At 51.0% G+C, this 20734-nt stretch carries 22 protein-coding genes; 8 read left to right on the forward strand and 14 right to left on the reverse strand.

Translation table 11 applies throughout. The features are described 5' to 3' along the window. Positions 1–56: 56 nt before the first annotated feature. The 3 genes from ubiD to trxA form a co-directional block, all read right to left on the reverse strand. Entirely contained in the window at positions 57–1523 is a 1467-nt protein-coding gene (ubiD, locus tag ACYZZ0_RS18520) for a 4-hydroxy-3-polyprenylbenzoate decarboxylase (protein WP_461538144.1), read from the reverse strand. A gap of 96 nt (positions 1524–1619) precedes the next feature. Then, positions 1620–2879, reverse strand: a complete 1260-nt coding sequence (gene rho / locus ACYZZ0_RS18525) for a transcription termination factor Rho (RefSeq protein ID WP_461538145.1) — start codon at positions 2877–2879, stop codon at positions 1620–1622. 473 nt (positions 2880–3352) lie between these two features. Next, positions 3353–3694, reverse strand: a complete 342-nt coding sequence (gene trxA, locus ACYZZ0_RS18530) for a thioredoxin TrxA (RefSeq protein WP_461538146.1) — start codon at positions 3692–3694, stop codon at positions 3353–3355. Positions 3695–3882: 188 nt separating this feature from the next. Between trxA and ppx the strand changes: the two genes are divergently transcribed. Further along, a complete protein-coding gene (gene ppx / locus ACYZZ0_RS18535) occupies positions 3883–5412 on the forward strand; it encodes an exopolyphosphatase (protein ID WP_461538147.1) in 1530 nt (509 codons plus the stop codon). 48 nt (positions 5413–5460) lie between these two features. Here ppx and ACYZZ0_RS18540 read toward each other — a convergent pair whose 3' ends face one another. The 8 genes from ACYZZ0_RS18540 to coaBC all read right to left on the reverse strand — a co-directional run bounded on the left by ACYZZ0_RS18540 (position 5461) and on the right by coaBC (position 11867). Further along, complete coding sequence (locus tag ACYZZ0_RS18540; RefSeq protein WP_461538148.1) at positions 5461–5802, reverse strand: hypothetical protein; 342 nt, start codon at positions 5800–5802, stop codon at positions 5461–5463. 285 nt (positions 5803–6087) lie between these two features. Beyond that, positions 6088–6360, reverse strand: coding sequence for an HU family DNA-binding protein (locus ACYZZ0_RS18545; RefSeq protein ID WP_461538149.1), 273 nt, complete (start codon positions 6358–6360; stop codon positions 6088–6090). 384 nt (positions 6361–6744) lie between these two features. After that, on the reverse strand, positions 6745–6912 hold the full coding sequence (locus ACYZZ0_RS18550; RefSeq protein WP_461538150.1) for a rubredoxin: 168 nt from the start codon (positions 6910–6912) through the stop codon (positions 6745–6747). Positions 6913–6962: 50 nt separating this feature from the next. Then, positions 6963–8084 carry an alanine racemase gene (gene alr, locus ACYZZ0_RS18555; protein WP_461538151.1) on the reverse strand — a complete coding sequence of 374 codons (1122 nt, stop codon included), beginning with the start codon at positions 8082–8084 and terminating at the stop codon, positions 6963–6965. A gap of 157 nt (positions 8085–8241) precedes the next feature. Then, positions 8242–8832: a nucleoid occlusion factor SlmA gene (gene slmA / locus ACYZZ0_RS18560; protein ID WP_461538317.1), complete on the reverse strand. Its 591-nt coding sequence runs from the start codon at positions 8830–8832 to the stop codon at positions 8242–8244. 28 nt (positions 8833–8860) lie between these two features. Then, positions 8861–9796, reverse strand: coding sequence for an acetylglutamate kinase (gene argB, locus ACYZZ0_RS18565; RefSeq protein ID WP_461538152.1), 936 nt, complete (start codon positions 9794–9796; stop codon positions 8861–8863). Positions 9797–10094: 298 nt separating this feature from the next. Beyond that, positions 10095–10550 (reverse strand): dUTP diphosphatase, encoded by a 456-nt coding sequence (dut, locus tag ACYZZ0_RS18570; RefSeq protein WP_461538153.1) that lies wholly within the window; start codon positions 10548–10550, stop codon positions 10095–10097. A gap of 93 nt (positions 10551–10643) precedes the next feature. Then, on the reverse strand, positions 10644–11867 hold the full coding sequence (gene coaBC, locus ACYZZ0_RS18575) for a bifunctional phosphopantothenoylcysteine decarboxylase/phosphopantothenate--cysteine ligase CoaBC (RefSeq protein WP_461538154.1): 1224 nt from the start codon (positions 11865–11867) through the stop codon (positions 10644–10646). Positions 11868–12119: 252 nt separating this feature from the next. Here coaBC and ACYZZ0_RS18580 point away from each other — a divergent pair, with 252 nt between their 5' ends. Together ACYZZ0_RS18580 and radC are read left to right on the forward strand one after the other, a co-directional pair. Next, entirely contained in the window at positions 12120–12608 is a 489-nt protein-coding gene (locus ACYZZ0_RS18580) for a nuclear transport factor 2 family protein (protein ID WP_461538155.1), read from the forward strand. After that, complete coding sequence (radC, locus tag ACYZZ0_RS18585; RefSeq protein ID WP_461538156.1) at positions 12608–13282, forward strand: RadC family protein; 675 nt, start codon at positions 12608–12610, stop codon at positions 13280–13282. The genes ACYZZ0_RS18580 and radC overlap by 1 nt, the downstream gene beginning before the upstream one ends. Positions 13283–13290: 8 nt before the next feature. Here the strand turns inward: radC and ACYZZ0_RS18590 are convergent, their stop codons facing one another. After that, positions 13291–13926: a tRNA-uridine aminocarboxypropyltransferase gene (locus tag ACYZZ0_RS18590; RefSeq protein WP_461538157.1), complete on the reverse strand. Its 636-nt coding sequence runs from the start codon at positions 13924–13926 to the stop codon at positions 13291–13293. Between the two features lie 439 nt (positions 13927–14365). Here ACYZZ0_RS18590 and rpmB point away from each other — a divergent pair, with 439 nt between their 5' ends. Then, complete coding sequence (gene rpmB, locus ACYZZ0_RS18595; protein ID WP_461538318.1) at positions 14366–14602, forward strand: 50S ribosomal protein L28; 237 nt, start codon at positions 14366–14368, stop codon at positions 14600–14602. 17 nt (positions 14603–14619) lie between these two features. Further along, entirely contained in the window at positions 14620–14790 is a 171-nt protein-coding gene (gene rpmG / locus ACYZZ0_RS18600) for a 50S ribosomal protein L33 (protein ID WP_461538158.1), read from the forward strand. A gap of 73 nt (positions 14791–14863) precedes the next feature. Here rpmG and ACYZZ0_RS18605 read toward each other — a convergent pair whose 3' ends face one another. Beyond that, a complete protein-coding gene (locus ACYZZ0_RS18605; RefSeq protein WP_461538159.1) occupies positions 14864–15751 on the reverse strand; it encodes a LysR family transcriptional regulator in 888 nt (295 codons plus the stop codon). Between the two features lie 112 nt (positions 15752–15863). Between ACYZZ0_RS18605 and ACYZZ0_RS18610 the strand changes: the two genes are divergently transcribed. The 3 genes from ACYZZ0_RS18610 (at position 15864) to trhP (ending at position 19054) form a co-directional block, all read left to right on the forward strand. After that, positions 15864–16760, forward strand: coding sequence for an MBL fold metallo-hydrolase (locus tag ACYZZ0_RS18610; RefSeq protein ID WP_461538160.1), 897 nt, complete (start codon positions 15864–15866; stop codon positions 16758–16760). Positions 16761–16853: 93 nt separating this feature from the next. Further along, on the forward strand, positions 16854–17498 hold the full coding sequence (locus ACYZZ0_RS18615; protein ID WP_461538161.1) for a DsbA family protein: 645 nt from the start codon (positions 16854–16856) through the stop codon (positions 17496–17498). Positions 17499–17710: 212 nt separating this feature from the next. Then, on the forward strand, positions 17711–19054 hold the full coding sequence (gene trhP / locus ACYZZ0_RS18620) for a prephenate-dependent tRNA uridine(34) hydroxylase TrhP (RefSeq protein ID WP_461538319.1): 1344 nt from the start codon (positions 17711–17713) through the stop codon (positions 19052–19054). 63 nt (positions 19055–19117) lie between these two features. Here the strand turns inward: trhP and ACYZZ0_RS18625 are convergent, their stop codons facing one another. Next, positions 19118–20695 (reverse strand): peptide ABC transporter substrate-binding protein, encoded by a 1578-nt coding sequence (locus ACYZZ0_RS18625; RefSeq protein ID WP_461538162.1) that lies wholly within the window; start codon positions 20693–20695, stop codon positions 19118–19120. Positions 20696–20734 lie beyond the last annotated feature (39 nt).

Consider the following 20734-nt stretch of genomic DNA (forward strand, 5'->3'; position numbering starts at 1 on the left):
CCGTGGCAGCCATCATAAGGGAAAGCCCCTAAAGGGTCGATAGCTGCCGAAAGATATCAAAAGATGCCCAGCTCATCCCATAGATCGTCTACCCGCTGTTTCACTTCATCAGACATGGTAATAGCCTGGCCCCACTCCCGGGTTGTTTCTCCCGGCCATTTGTTAGTCGCATCAAAGCCGGCTTTGGAGCCCAGGCCTGCAACAGGAGAAGCGAAATCCAGATAGTCTATGGGGGTATTATCTACAAAAACGGTATCCCGCTGAGGGTCCATTCGGGTGGTCATCGCCCAGATCACATCCTTCCAGTCCCGGGCATTGACGTCATCGTCGCAGACAATGACAAACTTGGTATACATAAACTGGCGCAGGAACGACCAGACACCCAGCATGACCCGCTTGGCATGGCCCGGATACTCCTTGCGAATCGTCACCACTGCAAGGCGATAAGAACAGCCTTCCGGCGGCAGATAGAAGTCCACAATCTCTGGAAACTGCTTCTGCAGAATCGGAACAAACACTTCATTGAGAGCCACACCCAACACTGCCGGCTCATCCGGCGGACGTCCGGTATAGGTACTGTGATAGATCGGATCCTTGCGATGAGTAATACAATCAACCGTAAAGACCGGGAAACTTTCTACTTCATTGTAATAACCCGTGTGATCACCATAAGGCCCTTCATCCGCCATTTCACCCGGCATGATATGCCCTTCCAGCACAATCTCGGCACTGGCAGGCACCTGCAGATCATTGGTGACACACTTCACCAGCTCGGTTTTGGAACCACGCAACAAACCGGCAAATGCATATTCTGATAAAGAGTCGGGTACTGGAGTTACAGCTCCCAGGATAGTTGCAGGATCAGCCCCTAAAGCAACAGATACCGGAAAAGGTTCGCCCGGATGTTGCTGTTGCCAGTCTCTCAGATCAAGCGCACCACCCCGATGAGAAAGCCAGCGCATGATAAGCTTGTTCGGCCCCAGTAACTGCTGGCGATAAATACCCAGGTTCTGCCGCTCTTTACGCGGTCCTTTGGTTATTACCAGCGGCCAGGTTACCAGCGGTGCCGCATCACCGGGCCAGCAGGTCTGAATCGGTATTCTGGTTAAATCGACCTCATCCCCTTTCAGCACAATATCCTGACAGGGTGCTGATTTGACTACCTTTGGTCCCATGTTCATAACCTGACGGAATACAGGCAGCTTCTGCAACGCGTCACGGAAACCCTTGGGAGGATCCGGCTCCTTCAGGTAAGCCAACAGTTTGCCCACATCCCGTAACGCACTGACATCATCCTGCCCCATACCCATAGCCACACGCTTCGGTGTACCAAACAGGTTGGTCAGCACCGGCATATCAAAGCCTTTGGGGTTTTCGAACAGCAGCGCCGGGCCTTCCTTTCTTAAGGTACGGTCACTGATTTCAGTCATTTCGAGACGGGGGTCAATTTCAGCGGAAATACGCTTGAGCTCCCCCTGCTTTTCCAGTTGCTTGATAAAGTCGCGGAGATCTTTGTATTTCATGAACTGCTGAAGAGGAAATTATTATTGGAGAGAGAGGACGCCGGGTCATTAACGACCCGGCCAGAGACTCTGAAGACAAAGCAACGTTGGCAGTAATTACTTCCGCTTCATGGACTGGAAGAATTCAACGTTGGTCTTGGTGTGCTTCATGCGATCCAGCAGGAATTCCATTGCTGCAATTTCATCCATCGGGTGCAGGATCTTGCGCAGAATCCACATCCGCTGCAGCTCTTCATCGGTTGTCAGCAGATCTTCACGACGAGTACCGGATTTGTTGATGCTGATAGCCGGGAACACACGCTTTTCAGCGATACGGCGGTCCAGGTGGACTTCCATGTTACCGGTACCCTTGAATTCCTCAAAGATAACCTCGTCCATCTTGGAGCCGGTATCAACCAGTGCAGTCGCAATAATAGTCAGACTGCCACCTTCCTCGATGTTACGTGCCGCACCAAAGAAACGCTTCGGGCGTTCCAGAGCATGAGCATCCACACCACCGGTCAGTACCTTACCGGAGGAAGGAATAACAGTGTTGTAGGCACGGGCCAGACGGGTAATGGAGTCCAGCAATACAACAACGTCTTTCTTGTGTTCAACCAGGCGCTTGGCTTTTTCCAGCACCATTTCCGCAACCTGAACGTGACGGGATGGCGGTTCATCAAAGGTAGATGCAACCACTTCGCCTTTAACAGAACGCGCCATTTCGGTTACTTCTTCCGGGCGTTCGTCAATCAGCAGAACGATCAGATGACATTCAGGGTTGTTACGGGCGATATTGGCCGCAACATTCTGCAGCATCAGGGTTTTACCCGCCTTCGGCGGAGATACCAGCAAACCACGCTGACCCTTGCCAATCGGTGCAGACAGGTCAATGATCCGGCCAGTCAGGTCTTCAGTGGAACCGTTACCGATTTCCATGGTGAGACGTTGCTGTGGGAACAGAGGCGTCAGGTTTTCAAAGAGAATTTTATTGCGGGCGTTTTCAGGCTGGTCGAAGTTGATCTGGTTTACTTTCAGCAGGGCAAAATAACGTTCGCCTTCTTTCGGCGGACGAATCTTGCCGGAAATAGAATCACCGGTTCGCAGATTGAAACGTCGAATCTGGCTCGGAGAAACATAAATATCGTCCGGTCCAGCCAGGTAGGAACTGTCGGCAGAACGCAGGAAGCCAAACCCGTCCTGCAGAATTTCCAGCACACCGTCGCCATAGATGTCTTCTCCACTACGGGCATGGCGCTTGAGAATGGAAAAGATCACATCCTGCTTGCGTGAACGAGCCAGGTTTTCCAGCCCCATCTCGTTGGCAATGTCCAGAAGCTCTGGAACAGACTTTTTCTTCAGCTCGGTAAGATGCATAGTGAAATCATACGAATGACGGTGAAAGGGTATCAGCTGTCATACTTGCAGGAAGAATTTATGTTCTTATTCAGGCACTGAGCCAGTTTATTCCAGCTTAATTCAGTCCTTTAAGGACAGCGTCTTCAGCCCGTTCGGTTCAGCTTTGACAAGCTCATTGGCGAGACCAAATGGCTTTACCAAGACTTTACCAAGCTTTCCTTTGGATGTTCATGCTTTATATGGGCTTTTTGCTGCAGGGACAGCGGTGAGATTCCGGTACAGGAATCAATCTAGCATGGCCTTACAGTGAGAGTCTACTTCCTGACTCATAAAATAATCAAGTTTTTCAGGTATTGCCAACAGGGTGATGTAGCTGTTTTTACCTGAAACACTGACCCGGATACGATAATCGACCCGGTGATTTTCAGTAAGTTCCCGTCTTCCCCGACGCAAGAAAAGCTGTGAGGAAAACGGGAAGGTAACAGCAGAAATTACAGGTTGCTGTCGAGGAATGCAGTCAGCTGGGACTTGGACAGTGCGCCAACCTTGGTCGCTTCCACATTGCCGTTCTTGAACAGCATCAGGGTCGGGATACCACGTACATTGTACTTGGGCGCAGTCTGTTCGTTTTCGTCGATGTTGAGCTTGCAGATCTTCAGCTTGCCTTCATATTCACGGGCAACTTCTTCCAGTACCGGCGCGATCATTTTGCAGGGTCCACACCACTCAGCCCAGTAATCAACCAGAACAGGGCCTTCTGCATTCAGTACATCGTCCGCGAAACTGGCGTCGGTGATATTTACGATTCCACCTGTATTGTCCATCTCAGCCATGGATACGGCCTCCTAGCTAGCTTTATTTGGATCTTGAATTTTCCGATGATACCACCTGCTTCGCAGCTGACCAAACAGCTACGAAGTTTCCGCAACATACAGGGAAATATTCATCAAAGCCCGCTCTTGCGATACCCTGTACTCTGATATCCTGTTTTTATAGTTGTACCAAAAGCTGAGTTCAAGCGGTGCCTGATTCTAAAAAAGTTATACCCGTTAAAAATGACGCTGATATGAATCCGGAGCTGGTCGCAGCCATTGACCTGGGCTCCAACAGTTTTCATATGATCATTGCCCGGCCGGAAGAGCATGAAGTACGCCCGGTGGAGCGTTTTGGTGAGAAGATTCAGCTGGCAGCAGGGCTGGATCAGGATGGCAACCTGTCACAGGAAGCCATTGACCGGGGCCTTAACTGTCTGAAAAAATTTGCCCAGTACATCAACGAAATGCCGGGGGAGCGGGTCAAAATCGTAGGTACCAACACCCTGCGTCAAGCCCGCAACAAGGAAGCCTTTATCCAGCCTGCCGAAGCTATTCTCGGGCATCCCATTGATGTTATTCCCGGACGGGAAGAGGCCCGGCTGATTTACCTTGGTGTATCCCATACCCAGTCCGATGATCAGGAACGACGGCTGGTTGTGGATATTGGCGGCGGCAGTACCGAGTTTATTATCGGTGAACGGTTCGAACCCCGCCTGCTGGAAAGCCTGCACATGGGCTGCGTATCCTGGAGCTGCCGTTATTTTCCTGATGGCACCATCACCCATGACGCCTTTAACAAGGCTTACTACGCGGCTCGCCTTGAGCTGATGAATATCGAACAGGCCTACAGTGACGCTGGCTGGGTCGATGCTATCGGTTCATCCGGATCGATAAAATCGGTTCAACAAATTATTCAAAGCCATCTGCAGCAGGGCGATAAAATCACCCGCCAGACGCTTGAGCAACTCAAGCGTGAATGCATCAGCCTGCAGCATACCCGGAACCTCAACTTCCCGGGACTGAAATGGGAAAGACAAAGCATTTTCCCTGCCGGACTTGCCATTTTAACGGCAGTATTTGATGCCCTGAATATCAAGTCCATGCGCTTCTCTGACGGTGCACTGCGCGAGGGCGTGCTCTATGACATGGTCGGTCGTAACTATCATGAAGATGTACGGAACCGGACACTGGACGGTTTGATGACCCGCTACCACGTCGATCGACGTCAATCCGATCGAGTGAAAAAACATGCCTGGAACTGCTTTGATCTGGTAGCGGATAGCTGGGCTTTGACACCTGAGCACCGCCAGTTACTTGGCCATGCGGCACAACTGCATGAAATTGGTCTGACAATTTCCCATACCCAGTTTCATAAACATGGTGCCTATCTGATTCGGAATTCAGACTTACTTGGCTTTACCTGTCAGGAGCGGAAGCAGCTGGCTCTACTGGTACGGGGGCATCGCCGTGGTCTGCCTTTTACTGCACTTGCAGACTGGCCACAGACAGAATCACGTTCACTGCTGCGCCTGATTTTGCTGCTTCGGGTGGCTATCCTGCTGAATCAAATTCGTATCAGCGACAAGGTGCCTGACTACTCGATTGAAGCTGGAGAAGACACGCTGAAAGTCTGTTTTCCTGAAAAATGGCTGGAGCAACACCCTTTGACAGCCACCAGCTTGCAGCAAGAACAGGCATCCTTCAGGCAGGCCGGTTACGAACTGCTGGCCCAATAAGTGTAAAGCAGGGAAGTATCAACAAGTACTTCCCTGCTTTCACTGTTTTTAGCAGTCTCTGTCGTACAGATCATCCAGACGATCAGTGATGTTCTGCAGTGTAATATCAAAAGTATTCCACTTCTGATCGACCCAGCTGTCTTCAAGCCTGTCCACCTGACGGAAAAGATGACGGTCATCTTCGACATCCGCAATATGTCCCAGCACATCAACCAGATCACTCAGCTCTTCATCATAGCGGGAGCCCTCACGCACCCTGTTGGCAAAAAAGACATCATCAGCATAAAAGTCCGCCAGATCTGCAGCGGTAACCAATTCATTACAAGTCAGTTCTGCCTGAGCAGGAATAGAAGCAGCCAGCAACAGACCAAAAGCAATACGACGTAGCACAGCAAGACACCCAAATATAATTATTAAAGATGGGGCTATTCTATGATTTCAGTGTCACCGGTATAACAGCTAAAAGTACAATAAAAGCAGTATGATTTTTGCGTCAATGCAAAAGTAAAAGAAACCATGATCACTCCCAGCCACAAGCTGAAATCGTGTAATTCATGGTTTGGGATGGGTTTTCAGGTAGAACAAATCAAAAGCAAGACAAGGCAGATGAAGGCCAGTCGGCCACCGGGCTGATGCATTTATTTCGGAAATAAAGCCAGCCCGGTGGCAACAGGATTAATTAACAGCTTCTTTCAGAGCTTTGCCGGGCTTGAAGCCCACAGTGTTGCTGGCTTTAATTTCGATGGTCTCACCCGTTTGCGGGTTTTTCCCGGTACGGGCACTCCGTGAGCGGGGATTGAAAGTCCCGAACCCGATGAGGTTGACACTTTCTTGCTGGCTTAGTGCCTGAGTGACCTGTTCAATAAAGGCATTCAGGGCTTTGGCAGCTTTTTCCTTGCTGATATCAGCCTGGTCGGCAATGGCGTCGACGAGTTCCGGTTTACGCATGCGTCGTCTATCCCTTTTTTATTATTAGCTGTGTTAACCATGAGCATGGCGCTTTAATAAATTAAAACGCAACTTCTTCATTCATGATTGTTTCTACGCGAATAAATCACCGAATCAGAACTTCAGCATAAACGGCGAATTTCGCTTTTGGTTATCTGGATCAAACCGGCTGCAACCAGCCAGACAGTACAGCAACAGACTCACTGCAGGCAGTGATCCGATAAAGACAGGAAATATTGATATTGGATACCAAACAGCATCCCCTGAGCTGCAGGCACCGGTGCTTCTGACCGGTCTGCCACACCTAATTTGAACCCCAGTGCTAACACCATAAATCAGACAACTTCTTCAGGGCAAGCCTTTTCACACCGGTGGTAGCGGAATTCAGCCGATTTCAATCATTTCAAAGTCATCTTTACCCACACCGCAATCCGGGCAGAGCCAATCGGCAGGAACATCCTCCCAGGCAGTACCCGGCTCGATACCATCCTCAGGCCAGCCTGATGCCTCATCATAGATAAATCCGCAAACAATACACTGCCACTTTCTCATGAGGCGTCACCTCCATAAAGATAGCCATGTGTGATACAGATCTGAATTGCTTAAACAGCCGTATCCTGCAAGTCAGTTTCTGATACAGAAACCGCTTTGCTTTCATATGAAAACGGAACCCGCTTCACGGAGCAAAACAGTTCATAGGGGATTGTAGCTGCCATATCGGCCACTTCTGTCGCGGATAACAGCGGGTCGCCCCACAATGTGACTTCATCGCCAATCGCTACATCCGGTACATCGGTCAGATCGACGGTCATCATATCCATTGAAATACGACCGATAACCGGCGCTCGATGTCCATTGATAAGAACAGGGGTTCCTGATGGCGCATGGCGAGGATAGCCATCCCCATAACCCATAGCGACAACACCGGCACGAGTTTGACGCGGCGCCACCCAGCTTCCGCCATAACCTACCGGTACACCTTGAGGAATATCTCTGACAGCAATCAGTCCCGAAGTCAGCTTCATTACCGGACGCAGTGGATCAGCGGCAGGATGATGTCCAACAAAGGGTGAAACGCCATACAACATCAGCCCTGGACGCCCCCAGTCTCCATGAGCTTCAGACCAGGCCAGAAGGCCCGCCGAATTGCACAGACTGCGTGATCCGCTTAAACCCAAAATAGATTCATTGAATGTTTCGACTTGAGAGCGAGTGTACCCATGCTCCGGTTCATCTGCCCGGGCAAAATGGGTCATCAGAATGATTTCCCGCACCGCAGCCGTATCATTCAACTGGTGCCAGGCCGCCCGGTACTGATCCGGCAGGAAGCCAACCCGGTGCATGCCTGAATCCATTTTTAACCAAACCCTTATCGGGCGGGAAACCGAGGCTTGCTGCAATGCCTCTATCTGGAAGGGGTGCTGAACAACGGTGTCCAGCTGCAGCTCATCAATCAGGGGGATTTCCGAGGCTTCAAAAAAGCCTTCGAGCAAAAGAATTGGTGTCTTAATACCGGCCGCACGAAGCTCCACAGCTTCTTCAATACAGGCTACCGCGAACGCATCGGCTTCTGCTGCCAGCGCCTGGGCCACATGTACAATGCCGTGACCATAAGCATTGGCTTTCACCGCCGCAGCAATCTTTCTGCCGGTCACTTGCTTGGCATAACGATAATTAAATCTCAGGGCATCCAGGTCAATAACAACTTTTGCTGGCCGACTCATTAGCTCGCATCAATCTGTTTGAAGGATATCGCGAATGATAACAATAACGACCCCGACTCGTCCCCTGAATTTTCCACACGCCAACAACTGATTAAAGCCGACTACAGAGCACAGCCGGCAATAATCCTGACCGAAACTACCTTATTCGACAGCAGCCTCAGTAAAATACGACATTAGACAGGCAATCCCACTGATCCTGCCAATTTTCGGTAGGCTTACGCTTGAACTCACTCCGGACAAACTGGGCAATACGGCCTTCTGCTGCAGCCAGCAGCAAATTCGCTGTCATTCCCTGTGGCATGCGGGTACGCAGTTTTTGTGACAGCTCGGCTTCTTTAAGAATCTGTCGCAGTTGAGTTTCCAGACGCTCAAAGAACTGCACTACGCGCCCTCTCAGGCGATCGGTCTCTCCTGCCAGCGCATCACCACCAAGAATCCGGGCCAGACCAGGATTATGCTCACAGAAGCCAAGCAGCAGTCGCAGCACCTGCTCAAGCCGGCGAACACCATCTTCTTCCTCTGACAAGATCCGGGTAATGGTGGTAAAAACCGAGTTTTCAATAAACTCGATCAGGCCTTCAAACATCTTGGCCTTGCTGGGGAAGTGACGATAGAGTGCTGCCTCCGAAACACCCACTTCCTTTGCCAGCCGGGCAGTGGTAATTCGTTCCTTCGGTGCAGTTTCCAGCATATGAGCCAGAGTCTGCAGAATTTGCTCTTTGCGTGAAATCTTGATCGGTTTGTCCATCTGGAGGTCAACAGCTTCTTGCATGGGCTCAGTCCAGGCCCGCATGATTTATCGGGGCATCGTTCATCGGGGTATTGGTAATCAATGTGCCGACACCCGCATCGGTCAGTATCTCGAGCAGTACAGCATGAGCCACCCGGCCATCAATGATATGGGCGCTGGTCACACCTTGCTCGACTGCGCTCAGGGCGCAGCGTATTTTTGGCAGCATGCCGCCATATATCGTTCCATCTTCAATCAGGGCATCAACCTGTTCGGTTTGCAACCCTGTCAGCAGGCTCCCCTCCTGGTCCATAACACCCGAAGTGTTCGTCAAAAGTAACAGTTTTTCGGCCTGCAGCACCTCGGCCAGTTTGCCTGCAACCAAGTCTGCATTGATATTGTAGGAAGCACCGTCATCACCGACACCAATCGGTGCAATCACCGGGATGTAATCAGATTCAACCAGTGTCGAGAGTAACCCCTGCTCGATATGAGTCACCTCTCCCACATGGCCGATATCAATAATCTCCGGCGCAGTCATTTCTTCTGTCTGGTGTTTTACCCGCAGTTTTTTGGCCCGAATCAAATCACCATCCTTGCCTGTGAGTCCAACAGCCCGACCACCATGGCCGTTAATCAGGGAGACAATATCCTTGTTAACCAGGCCGCCCAACACCATCTGGACCACATCCATGGTTTCACTGTCGGTGACCCGCATGCCACCGATAAACTCACTTTTAATATTGAGCCGTTGCAGCAAACTGCCAATCTGGGGACCACCACCATGGACTACTACCGGGTTGATACCTACAGCTTTCAACAGAACAATATCGCGGGCGAAGCCATTTTTAAGTTCTTCGGACTCCATCGCATTGCCGCCGTACTTAACGACAATGGTTTTCCCTCTGTAAGCCTGCAGCCAGGGTAGAGCCTCTGTCAGTACTCCGGCAGTCTCGATCGCCCGCAACTTCTTGTCCTGCATTTGTAAACCTTGTTCTAGTGCTGTGTTCCCGGAGCAGGTGCTTCACCGGCTCCTTTAGCTCAAATCAGGCAGTTCTATTCAATCAGACACTTCCGTTGCCGGCACTGAGCAATATCAGTGCAAAGTCCGATGCCCAATAAAGACAGCTCTCAGCCGCAGTCCTGCACGGCATAACTGCCTGAATTTGAGGAGTTTTTTATTATTCTTTACCAGGCCTACACCACCAGTTGAAGATTCGACCGGTGGCAACATTCACTTAAACCAAACGCTAAATGAATCTGGCTATTCGCACCCTGGGTTAGTGGCGGCCTGAATGGCCAAAACCGCCCTCACCGCGATGACTGGTGTCAAACTCTTCCACAATTTCCATTTCAGCCTGTACCACTGGCACCAGAACCATTTGCGCCATACGCTCACCCGGCTCGATCGTAAAAGGCTCGGAACCACGGTTCCAGCAAGACACCATCAAAGGCCCCTGATAGTCAGAGTCAATCAAGCCGACCAGGTTACCCAGCACAATGCCGTGCTTGTGCCCCAGTCCGGAACGCGGCAGTAACATGGCCGCCAAACCCGGGTCTTCGATGTAAATTGATAGCCCGGTTGAAATCAACTGGGTTTCTCCCGGCTGCAACACCAAAGACTCATCAAGGCAGGCTCTCAAGTCCATACCGGCAGAACCGGAAGTCGCATACTCAGGCAGGGGAAACTCTTTACCAATGCGAGGATCAAGAATCCGGGTTTGCAGCTTTCTCATGTGTGCTCCTTTCTACCTGAAAATGCCGCTCATATCCCACAGGACGAGCGGCATTTCAGGTCATGATTACTTGTTGATACCGCTTTATTATTGTTATTGCTTTCGGGTCTGTTCAAATTGCTGGCTAATCATTTTAACCAATTGACGCGCCAATGTACGTTTGGATCCGGTCGGAATCGCTTCTTCATAGTCAGGAGCAATAACAGTGACGGCATTATTATCACTGTTAAAACCGATAGAGCTGTCGGATACATCATTGGCAATAATCATATTCAGTGACTTGCGCTGCAGCTTGCCTTTGGCATAGCCGACGACATCCGAGGTTTCTGCGGCAAAGCCAACTGTAAACGGACGTTTTCCTTCAGGCAGTTTGGCAACTGAAGCGATAATGTCCGGGTTACGCACCATTTCGATGGTCAGACCGGCATCACTGTTCGGGTCTTTCTTGAGTTTGCCCGGAGCACACTGAGCTGGACGATAATCCGCAACAGCGGCGGTACCAATAAAGATATCCTGATCATCCATATTGTCATGCACCGCTTTGTACAGATCCTCTGCACTGACAATATTCACCCTTTTTACCCGCTCCGGCGTTTCCAGATTAACCGGGCCAGCCACCAGCAGTACTTCAGCACCTGCTTCAGCCGCAGCTTCGGCCAGCGCAAAACCCATTTTTCCCGAGCTGTGGTTGGTGATGTAGCGCACCGGATCAATCGCTTCACGGGTCGGACCGGCAGTAATCATCACCCGCTTGCCAGTCAGGCACTCAAACTGAAACATCCCGGCACAGTGCTCAACCAGCTCTACCGGTTCAAGCATTCGACCCGGACCGACTTCACCACAAGCCTGGCTGCCTTCAGCCGGTCCAAACAGGGTGACACCCCGGCTTTTAAGGGTTTCGATACTTTTTTGGGTTGCCGGATCCTGCCACATGCCCTGGTTCATGGCCGGTGCCAGTGCAATTGGAGAGTGAGTAGCAAGGCAAAGGGTAGTCAGCAGATCATTACCCAGCCCTGCCGCCATCCGGGACATAAAGTCTGCAGTTGCAGGCGCTACCAACACCAGATCAGCCCAGCGCGCCAGTTCAATATGACCCATCCCGGCTTCAGCTTCAGGATCGAGAAGATCGGTATGAACCGGATTACCTGACAATGCCTGCAAAGTCAGTGGCGTGATAAATTCCTGCCCGGCACGGGTCATCACCACGTGCACTTCAGCACCCTGGCGACGCAGTTCTCTGGTCAGCTCGGCACTCTTGTACGCGGCAATACCACCAGTAATCCCCAGCAGAATACGTTTGTTTCGTAGTCGCAGCATGCGATGACCCACTTCAGGTTGAATTGGGCGATTATAATATGGGCTGTGCAGACAGTTCACCCGCTTCCTTCTCGTTCTTGCTCAGCACCTGCAGGAACTCCACTGAGCCAATATGGTCTATGCTCGTTCTCCAGTATTCGATTTCATTCGACTCACTCGGGTTTATCATCCGGCCTATTGGATAGCGAGCTTACAGTAATGAAATGCACAAAAGGTATCGGTCCCCTGAAAGGTATCGCTTCGCAGATACTCATGATCCTTCTTCTCTTTATTATGGTGAATAGTGTGGCTGCGAAGGATGCACCCTCTAAAAGCGACAAGGCTGCTGCCAACGAGGTAATGAACCAGTATATAGAAGCCTATATGAAGGCTGACACAGACAGCCTGCTCAAACTGGTAGTGAAAGAAGGTCAGATTGATGTCTGGGGCACGGGTGCTGATGAGCATACTGCAGCCAGAGATGATTTCCGCAAAGGGCTGGAACGTGACTTCAAGGAAGCCCGAACTGAAATCAAGCGCACCTACAGCAATACCATGCTGCACGGCGATGCCGGCGTTGTACTGGCGGAGTTATCCGTACGTTACCTCCCCATCGGCCAGGATCAATGGCGAACCTTCCCGCCTGTACGGGTGACTTTCTATGTCGAAAAGCACAAGGATCAATGGCTGATCCGTCATGCTCACTGGTCTACACCACTGATCGAGCAACCCACCGGGCATTCATTCCCTCCCAATAAATAATGTCGATCAGTGACTGGCCCGAAACCGAACGTCCCCGTGAAAAGTTACTGAATAAAGGTGCCGGCAGCCTCTCCGATGCAGAGCTGCTGGCTATTTTCCTGCGCACCGGCACAGCCGGCTTTTCTGCTGTTGATCTGGCACGCGAACTGCTAACTCACTTCGGTAGCCTGAGGAAGCTATTCGATGCCAACCTGAATACTTTCAGTCAGGTTAAAGGTATGGGGCAGGCTAAATATTGCCAGCTTCACGCTACTCTGGAGCTGGCACGTCGTCATTTAGCCGAAACAATGGAACAACAGGATGCTCTGACCAGCCCGAAGCTGACTCGCCAATATCTTCAGTTGCATTTAAGAGACTACAAAAAAGAAGTCTTTGCCTGCCTGTTTCTGGATAACCGGCACCGGGTCATTGCCTTCGATATTCTGTTCCAGGGCACAATCAACAGCGCCACTGTTTATCCGAGGGAAGTTGTGAAGAGTGCCCTGCACCGGAATGCAGCCGCTCTTATTCTTGCCCACAACCATCCGTCCGGTAATCCGGAGCCCAGTCAGGCTGATATCAGGCTGACCGAACGCCTCAAGGAAGCACTGGCTCTGGTAGATATCCGAGTGCTGGATCATATGATCGTGGGTGATGGCCAGACAGTTTCTCTGGCGGAACGAGGTTTGATGTAGTCCTGAGCTCAGTTTTCCTGAGCGAACTGTGGATAATTCCGACGAAACACATCCTGCCCCATGGCTTTAATCTGCAAATCTATCATTCGGTGAAAGGCTTGCTGCATCGGCTGTAATGATCCTGAGCTCTGTCCCAGCTCATGCAACAAGGTTGATACTGCTTCCAGAGTAGAAAGCTGGCCTTTGGCCGGAGCCTTGCGAATTCGATAGGCTGACTCGGCAATATCTGTCAGAGCCACTTTTGGCAGCTGTTGCAGATTACGGGATAAATGCCAGATCTTGCTTGCCTTGCGCCAGGTGCCATCCAGTACAACCACTAATGGGGCATTGCCGGATGCTACAGAAGTTGCCCTGACGTCTTCAGGTGAGCAGGCCTGCTCACCGGGAAATAGCAGCCAGACATTTCCCCTGTTAGCTTCCAGCAAGGCATTCAACTCATCATGCTCAGTAAAGTCTTCACCCCGAATGATTTGGCAGTTATTCAATCCCAGCGCCAGAATTCTGGCGGTATTCAGCGGGTGTTTCTGCTCTGACGGATGCTGCAGAATAACCACTCGGGCGCAGGTATTTACTGGCTCCAGCCCGGAGCAATAGCAATACGCTTCCGGGCGGGTACAACGGGCACAGCACTTTCTTTTAGTCACAGTTTTTTCCAACAGAGGCAGAATATTTTTTGCTGCATTAAGCAGAACTGCAGGCCACAGTTTGTTACCATACCCGCCGGCGGTGAGACCATTAAGGAGGATACCTGTTCGTTCCCCTCCGATCCCCTGATTAATGCGTATATTTTGTACAAATTATTGTCTGGGGGTGGTCTTTCTGGTATAAACCCCGCTCTTTATAGATCAGTGATGGGCCTGCCAGACTTCGGCGATGGCCGGGTGTCGATGGCCAGGTGATGGCCCGGCAACTCACTAATAAGATTTTAACTTCTGTGCTGACGCTGACTGTAAGGTGCTACACGCCCTGATTTCAGCTGACGTTACAGGTTTTTATAACCAGCCACAGCAGGCAGGCCCCTGGTTGTTACGGGAATCCGTTCGACAGGCCGCCGGATGGCTGGCACGTGGTTGGAGAGGAATCATGTCCAAGGTTTGTCAGGTCACCGGCAAGCGCCCGGTAACCGGTAACAACGTATCTCACGCTCACAACAAGACCAAGCGTCGCTTTGAGCCGAACCTGCACTACAAGCGTTTCTGGGTTGCTACCGAAAACCGCTTCGTGCGTCTGCGCGTCACCTCCAAAGGTATGCGTATCATCGACAAGAAGGGCATCGACGCCGTTCTGACCGAAATGCGCGCCCGTGGCGAGCGAGTTTAATTTAGGAGCGGTAAAAAATGGCTAAGAAAGCGATTCGCGAAAAGATCAAACTGGTTTCCTCTGCGGGCACCGGTCACTTCTACACCACGTCCAAGAACAAGCGTAACACGCCGGACAAGATGGTATTCAAGAAGTACGATCCTGTTGTACGCAAGCACGTTGAGTACAAGGAAGCCAAGATCAAGTAAGATCGACGCTTCAGAAAAAACCCGCTCCGGCGGGTTTTTTTGTGCCTGTCATTCGTGCCTTACTGATAACTGGCTAGATCTCAATCCGGCTGAAGTGTTCAACCAGCTCATCGATCAAAGCCCGTAACGCCGGAGACATATGCCTTCGGGAGCGATAGACCCCGTAAATCCCCAGTGTTTCAGGTTGATAGTCCGGTAACAGCTGTACCAAAGCGCCTGATCGAAGATAGGGACTGGCAGCATATAATGGCAACAGCCCGACCCCCATGCCTGCCACTGCTGCTTTCAGAACGATAAAAGCTTCATTCACACAGAAATTGCCGCTTACCGAAGCCACAACAGGTTCGCCCTTGTGCTCAAACTGCCACTGGCTGCCAAAATGGGAATACGTCAAACAGTTGTGCCGGGTAAGATCAGAAGGCGTGTGGATTACATTCTGTGAAGCCAGATATTCCGGGGAAGCACAGAGTACAGAGCGACACTGTCCCAGAGGTCTTGCGATCAGGTTGGGATCCAGAGCGTTGGTAATCCGGATTGCCAGATCAATCCGCTCCTCTACCATATTGACGGTCTGATTGCTGACCTGCAGATCAACCGAAACCGCAGGAAACCTGTCCAGGTATTGCTGAAGAAACGGTACCAGCACACTGTCAGCAAGAGAGGGAGCACAACTGATCCTGACCTTTCCTCCCGGAGTCTGATCAGCAGCCATTCCGACCCCTTTCAGTCCTTCTGCAAGCTCCTGCAGTTGGAGACAATGTTCCAGAGCAACCTCTCCGGCCGGGGTCAGGCTGAGCGAACGGGTCGAGCGATGCAGTAACCGGGCACCTGCCCAGCCCTCCATTTGAGACAGGTAGCGACTCACCATGGAGCGGGACATATCCAGCATATCCGCTGCTCCCGCCATACTTCCCCGCTCCACAATGGTGACAAAAACATGAGCGGCTGTGACTCTGTCCATAATTAAACCGATTAATGCAACAAACTATCGATCATTTTACGGTTTTTACACCACATAACGAAATTTAAGATAAGGCCATCTTCCAGCAGAGAACAACACAGGAAACGGCCCCATGCTGAAAAAGTTATCTCTCAAATTAATGGCTCCCCTTGCCGCTGCAGCACTGCTTTCAGCCTGCAGCATGAATGATACGGCACCAAAAGCGCCACTCAGCGTTGACACTTACAACCCAGGAACGGCCAGTTTGTTTCCTGTATCGTCAAACCTGATCAGTGGCGACAGTGAAATCATGCTGGTTGATGCCCAGTTCCAAAGCAACGATGCAGAGAATCTGGTCAATAAAATCAAAGCCAGCGGCAAAACCCTGAAAACCATTTATATCAGCCACTACGACCCGGATTACTATTTCGGGCTGGATGTCATCACCGGTGAATTCCCTGAAGCCCGTGTGGTGGCGACACCCGCCACTATCAAGAAGATCCGGGAAACCGCAGAAGGTAAGCAAGCTTATTGGGGCCCGATTCTGAAAGCCAATGCACCAGAACATCTGGTTTATCCCGAGAAAGTAAAGGGCAGCACATTGACCGTCGATGGCGAACCCATCGAAATATTTGGACTGAAGCATGACCCCAGCCATACCGTGCTCTGGATTCCTTCGACAAAGACCATCGCTGGCGGCGTTCCGGTTTATGAAAATGTCCACGTCTGGATGGCAGATAACCAGACCCCGGAGTCACGCCAGACCTGGCTGAAAACACTGGACCGGATCGAAGCCCTGAACCCGGAAAAAGTAATCCCCGGTCACTATATGGGTGAATCTGCCATGGATAAATCCAGTATCCAGTCTACCCGGGAATATATCGCAGCTTTTGATGAGCAGGCCGCAGTTTCCAAAAACAGTGCTGACCTGATCAAGCGCATGACCCAACTGTACCCGGAGTTCAGCAATATCCAGGATCTGGAACTCAGTGCAAAAGTTGTTATGGGTGAAATGAAGTGGCCTCAGTAAGCCTTCTGTAGACAAGATGTACCCCTGAAGTCTTTATCCATCTCCAGTGCGGGCTAACCAAAAGCCCGCCTCTCTTTTGAACATGAGTATTAAATGACCCGATCTGTTCTTCACTATATTGTCGAGCCTTACTGCGGCTGGACTTACGCAGCACTGCCGCTGCTGAATGCCAGCAAGAATATTGAAAACCTGGAAGTCAGGCTGCACTGCGGCGGTATGCTTGCTGCTGGCCGACGAAAGAAAGTCAGTGAGGCATGGAGAAGCTATGTAATACCTCAGGATCAACGCATTGCCCAACTCAGTGACCAACAATTCGGAAAGGACTACTTTGACGGGTTATTGAGAAACACTCAGGTTGTATTTGATTCCGAACCACCCTCCGCCGCCATTCTTGCTGCCGAAAGCCTGGGTGGCTGCGGACTGAAACTGTTGAACGCTATCCAGCAGGCTCATTATGTATCAGGTTTGGATATTTCTCAGGAATCAACACTACTGGCTTTGGCCGGAAACATAGGCATTAATGAAATAGCCTTTGCTAAAACCTTCCGCGTTCTTCTGGGACTAAACACCCACAAACATTTTCATGCATCCATGCAGCTGATGGAAAAGGTACAGGGTAATGGCTTTCCCTCTGTCGGACTGGAGGCTGATCAGGGATGCTTTAAGCCCCTACCCCTGAACCAGTTCTATGGCCAACCTAAAGAATGGCAGCGCTATTTGATCAACAATACCCTCTGAAATTTCACTGTTTAATACGCTTTCTCCAAGGCTTTGAGGCTCACTACGAGCCTTGCTTTTTATCTACAGGCAATGACATCGGATCTATCGGGTAAATTACGACTACTTTTTCATCGTTCCAACCCTGCTATAATTCGCCTCCCCTAATAGCCATGAGCGAAAAGGATACCCCTGCAAGGTGTTCTTTTACGGTGAATAAATACTCGATGATCATGAAGCCTGAACTGCTATCCCCTGCGGGTACGCTGAAGAACATGCGCTACGCCTTCGCGTATGGCGCCGATGCGGTCTATGCCGGCCAGCCACGCTACAGCCTGCGGGTACGTAACAATGACTTCGGTCTGGAGAATCTCGGCAACGGCATCGCGGAAGCTCACAGCCTCGGTCGCAAATTCTATCTGGCCAGCAATATTGCTCCTCACAACAGCAAGGTGCGCACCTATCTGCGTGATATGGAACCGGTAATCGCCATGAAACCGGATGCGCTGATCATGTCCGATCCGGGCCTGATCATGGAAGTCCGTGAGCGCTGGCCTGATCAGGAAGTTCATTTGTCGGTACAGTCCAACGTTGTAAACTTCGCAACTGTTAAATTCTGGGCCAGGCAGGGTGTCAGCCGGATTATTTTGTCCCGTGAGCTTTCTCTGGATGAAATTCAGGAAATTCGCGAAGAGTGCCCTGACACCGAAATCGAAGTATTTGTTCACGGTTCACTGTGCATCGCTTACTCCGGTCGCTGCCTGCTGTCCGGCTACATCAACAAGCGTGACCCGAACCAGGGCACCTGCACCAACTCCTGCCGCTGGAAGTACCAGGCTCATGAAGCCAAGGAAACTGCCGGTGGTGATGTCATTCCGGTACAGACTATTGAACCGGAACAGATCAAGCCACAACCGACTCTGGGCGAAGGCGAAACTACGGATGAAATCTTCCTGCTACAGGAAGAAGGTCGCCCGGATCAGTTCATGCCTGCGTTTGAAGATGAGCACGGCACTTACATCATGAACTCCAAGGACTTGCGCGCAATTCAGCACGTACAGCGTCTGACCGAGATGGGTGTTCACTCCCTCAAGATCGAAGGCCGTACCAAGTCTTTCTACTATGTAGCACGTACCGCTCAGGTTTACCGCAAGGCAATTGATGATGCCGTAGCCGGTCGCAAGTTCGACATGTCTATGATGGATACGCTGGAGAATCTGGCCAGCCGGGGTTACACCGAAGGTTTCTATCGCCGTCACGTTCACGACGAATACCAAAACTATGAGCAGGGCACCTCAAAAGGTACCCGCCAGCAGTTTGTTGGCGATATCGTAGACTGCAACGGTCAGGTAATGACCGTTGATGTGCGTAACCGTTTCGAGAAAGGCGATACGCTGGAACTGATGACCCCGGAAGGCAACCATGTGTTCGAGCTGGATGCGATTGAAAATCGCAAGGGTGAGTCAGTGGAAGTTGCACCGGGTTCCGGTCACCAGGTGAAGATCCCGATGCCGGAAGGTAGTCAGCCGGGAGACTTCTCTCTGCTGGTTCGCAACCTGCCGGGCGCTGCTGCCTGATAGCTGCTCGTCATTTTTCCAGCATGTGCCGACTTTCTGGTCGACACATGCTGGCAATAACACTCACTTCTTTTTGACCCGATAGATTTCGCGGGAATACATCCTTCCACTGGGATTATTCACACTGACACCGCCCAGCTCCGGCCGAACCAGATAGAGGTTATAGTTCCAGTACACTGGAGCCACCGGTACATCATTCGCCATTACAAGTTCAGCTTCAGCATATAAACGGTTCCGGGCACTTTCATCTGCAGTACGCCGTGCCTGACTCAAGAGCTGGTTGAATCTTTCATTATTGTAAAAGCTGCTGTTATTCGAATGCTGTGGCGTATGTATCCCCAGCATGGTCGATGCATCATTGTAATCACCCTGCCACAAGGCGCGCGCCACCTGATAACGGCCATTGCGCTTCATATCCAGATAGGTTGCCCATTCCAGCGATTGCAAAGTGACATTTACCGGAAGATGGATTTGCCACATGGCCTGAATCGCAATGGCAATCATGCGGTTAATATCCGTCGGGTTGTAGATATAGGTAAACCTGAGAGGATTGGATTCGCTGAAACCAGCTTCCTGTAACAACTGACGAGCAGTTTCTTCCCTCTCTGCTGCACTCATGCGCTGATATTCAGGTGTTGGCGGAGTAAAGCCTGCAACGATTTCAGGCGCGAAAGTATAAGCTGCTTTCTGCCCCTGCCTGAGAACACTGCCAACAATCCGCTCACGATCAATAACATAAGACAGTGCCTTTCTTACCCTGACATCATCAAACGGCTTTTCACGGGTGTTGAAGGTAAGGTAATAAGTTTCCAGTAATGGAACAGAGTGGAGGTGATCCGGGAGTTGTCTGGATAACTGGTCATAATGGCTGGCCGGCAGATTGGCCATAATGTCAATTTCACCAGCACGGTAGCGGTGCAGCGCAGCTGTTTCCGAAGGCAACGGCAAATAGGTCACTGTATCGAGAACAGTATGCTGACTATTCCAGTAAAGCGGGTTGCGCTGTAGCACTATGCGCTCGTTAACCACTCGCTTTAGTAGTTTGAAGGCACCATTAACAACAATATTCTCGGGGGCAACCCAGTCCCGATTGAATTTGTCCACTGCATGGCGGGGAATCGGTGATACAGCACGGTGAACCAGAAGGCGAACCAGATAGGGCACTGGATAGGCAAGCCGAAGCTGAAGCTCATGTCCGGATATTGCTTTGACTCCGAGTTCAGCAACAGGCAATTTGCCACTGATAACTTCACCCGCATTCTCAATACCCATCGCTTCCAGATACCAGGCATAGGTGGACGCTGTTTTCGGATCAGCCAATCGCCTCAGCCCATATTCGAAATCACGGGCAGTCAACTCCTGACCATCTGACCACTTCAGTTTCTTGCGGAGGGTAAAAGTCCAGGTCTTTCCGTCTGCAGACGTTTCCCAGCTTTCAGCTTGGGCCGGAATAATGTCGCCCTGCAAATTCTGGGTTACCAGCCCTTCAAACAGATCCTGAGTAACATGGTTGCCGGGAATACCGGTTACCAGTTGAGGATCAAGAGATTCGGGATCACCCCGCAATGCTCTGGTGAGCGTCTGCTTTTCGGCCAACTCTACATCTGGTGGAGGTGTTGCAGCCTGAGCAACGCTCCACACAAATGTCCCACAAACAAGAGCGCCACAAACAAGGCTTTT

Source organism: Spongorhabdus nitratireducens, assembly GCA_947387575.1.
In the GTDB taxonomy this organism is placed as follows: Bacteria; Pseudomonadota; Gammaproteobacteria; order Pseudomonadales; family Endozoicomonadaceae; genus CANDOC01.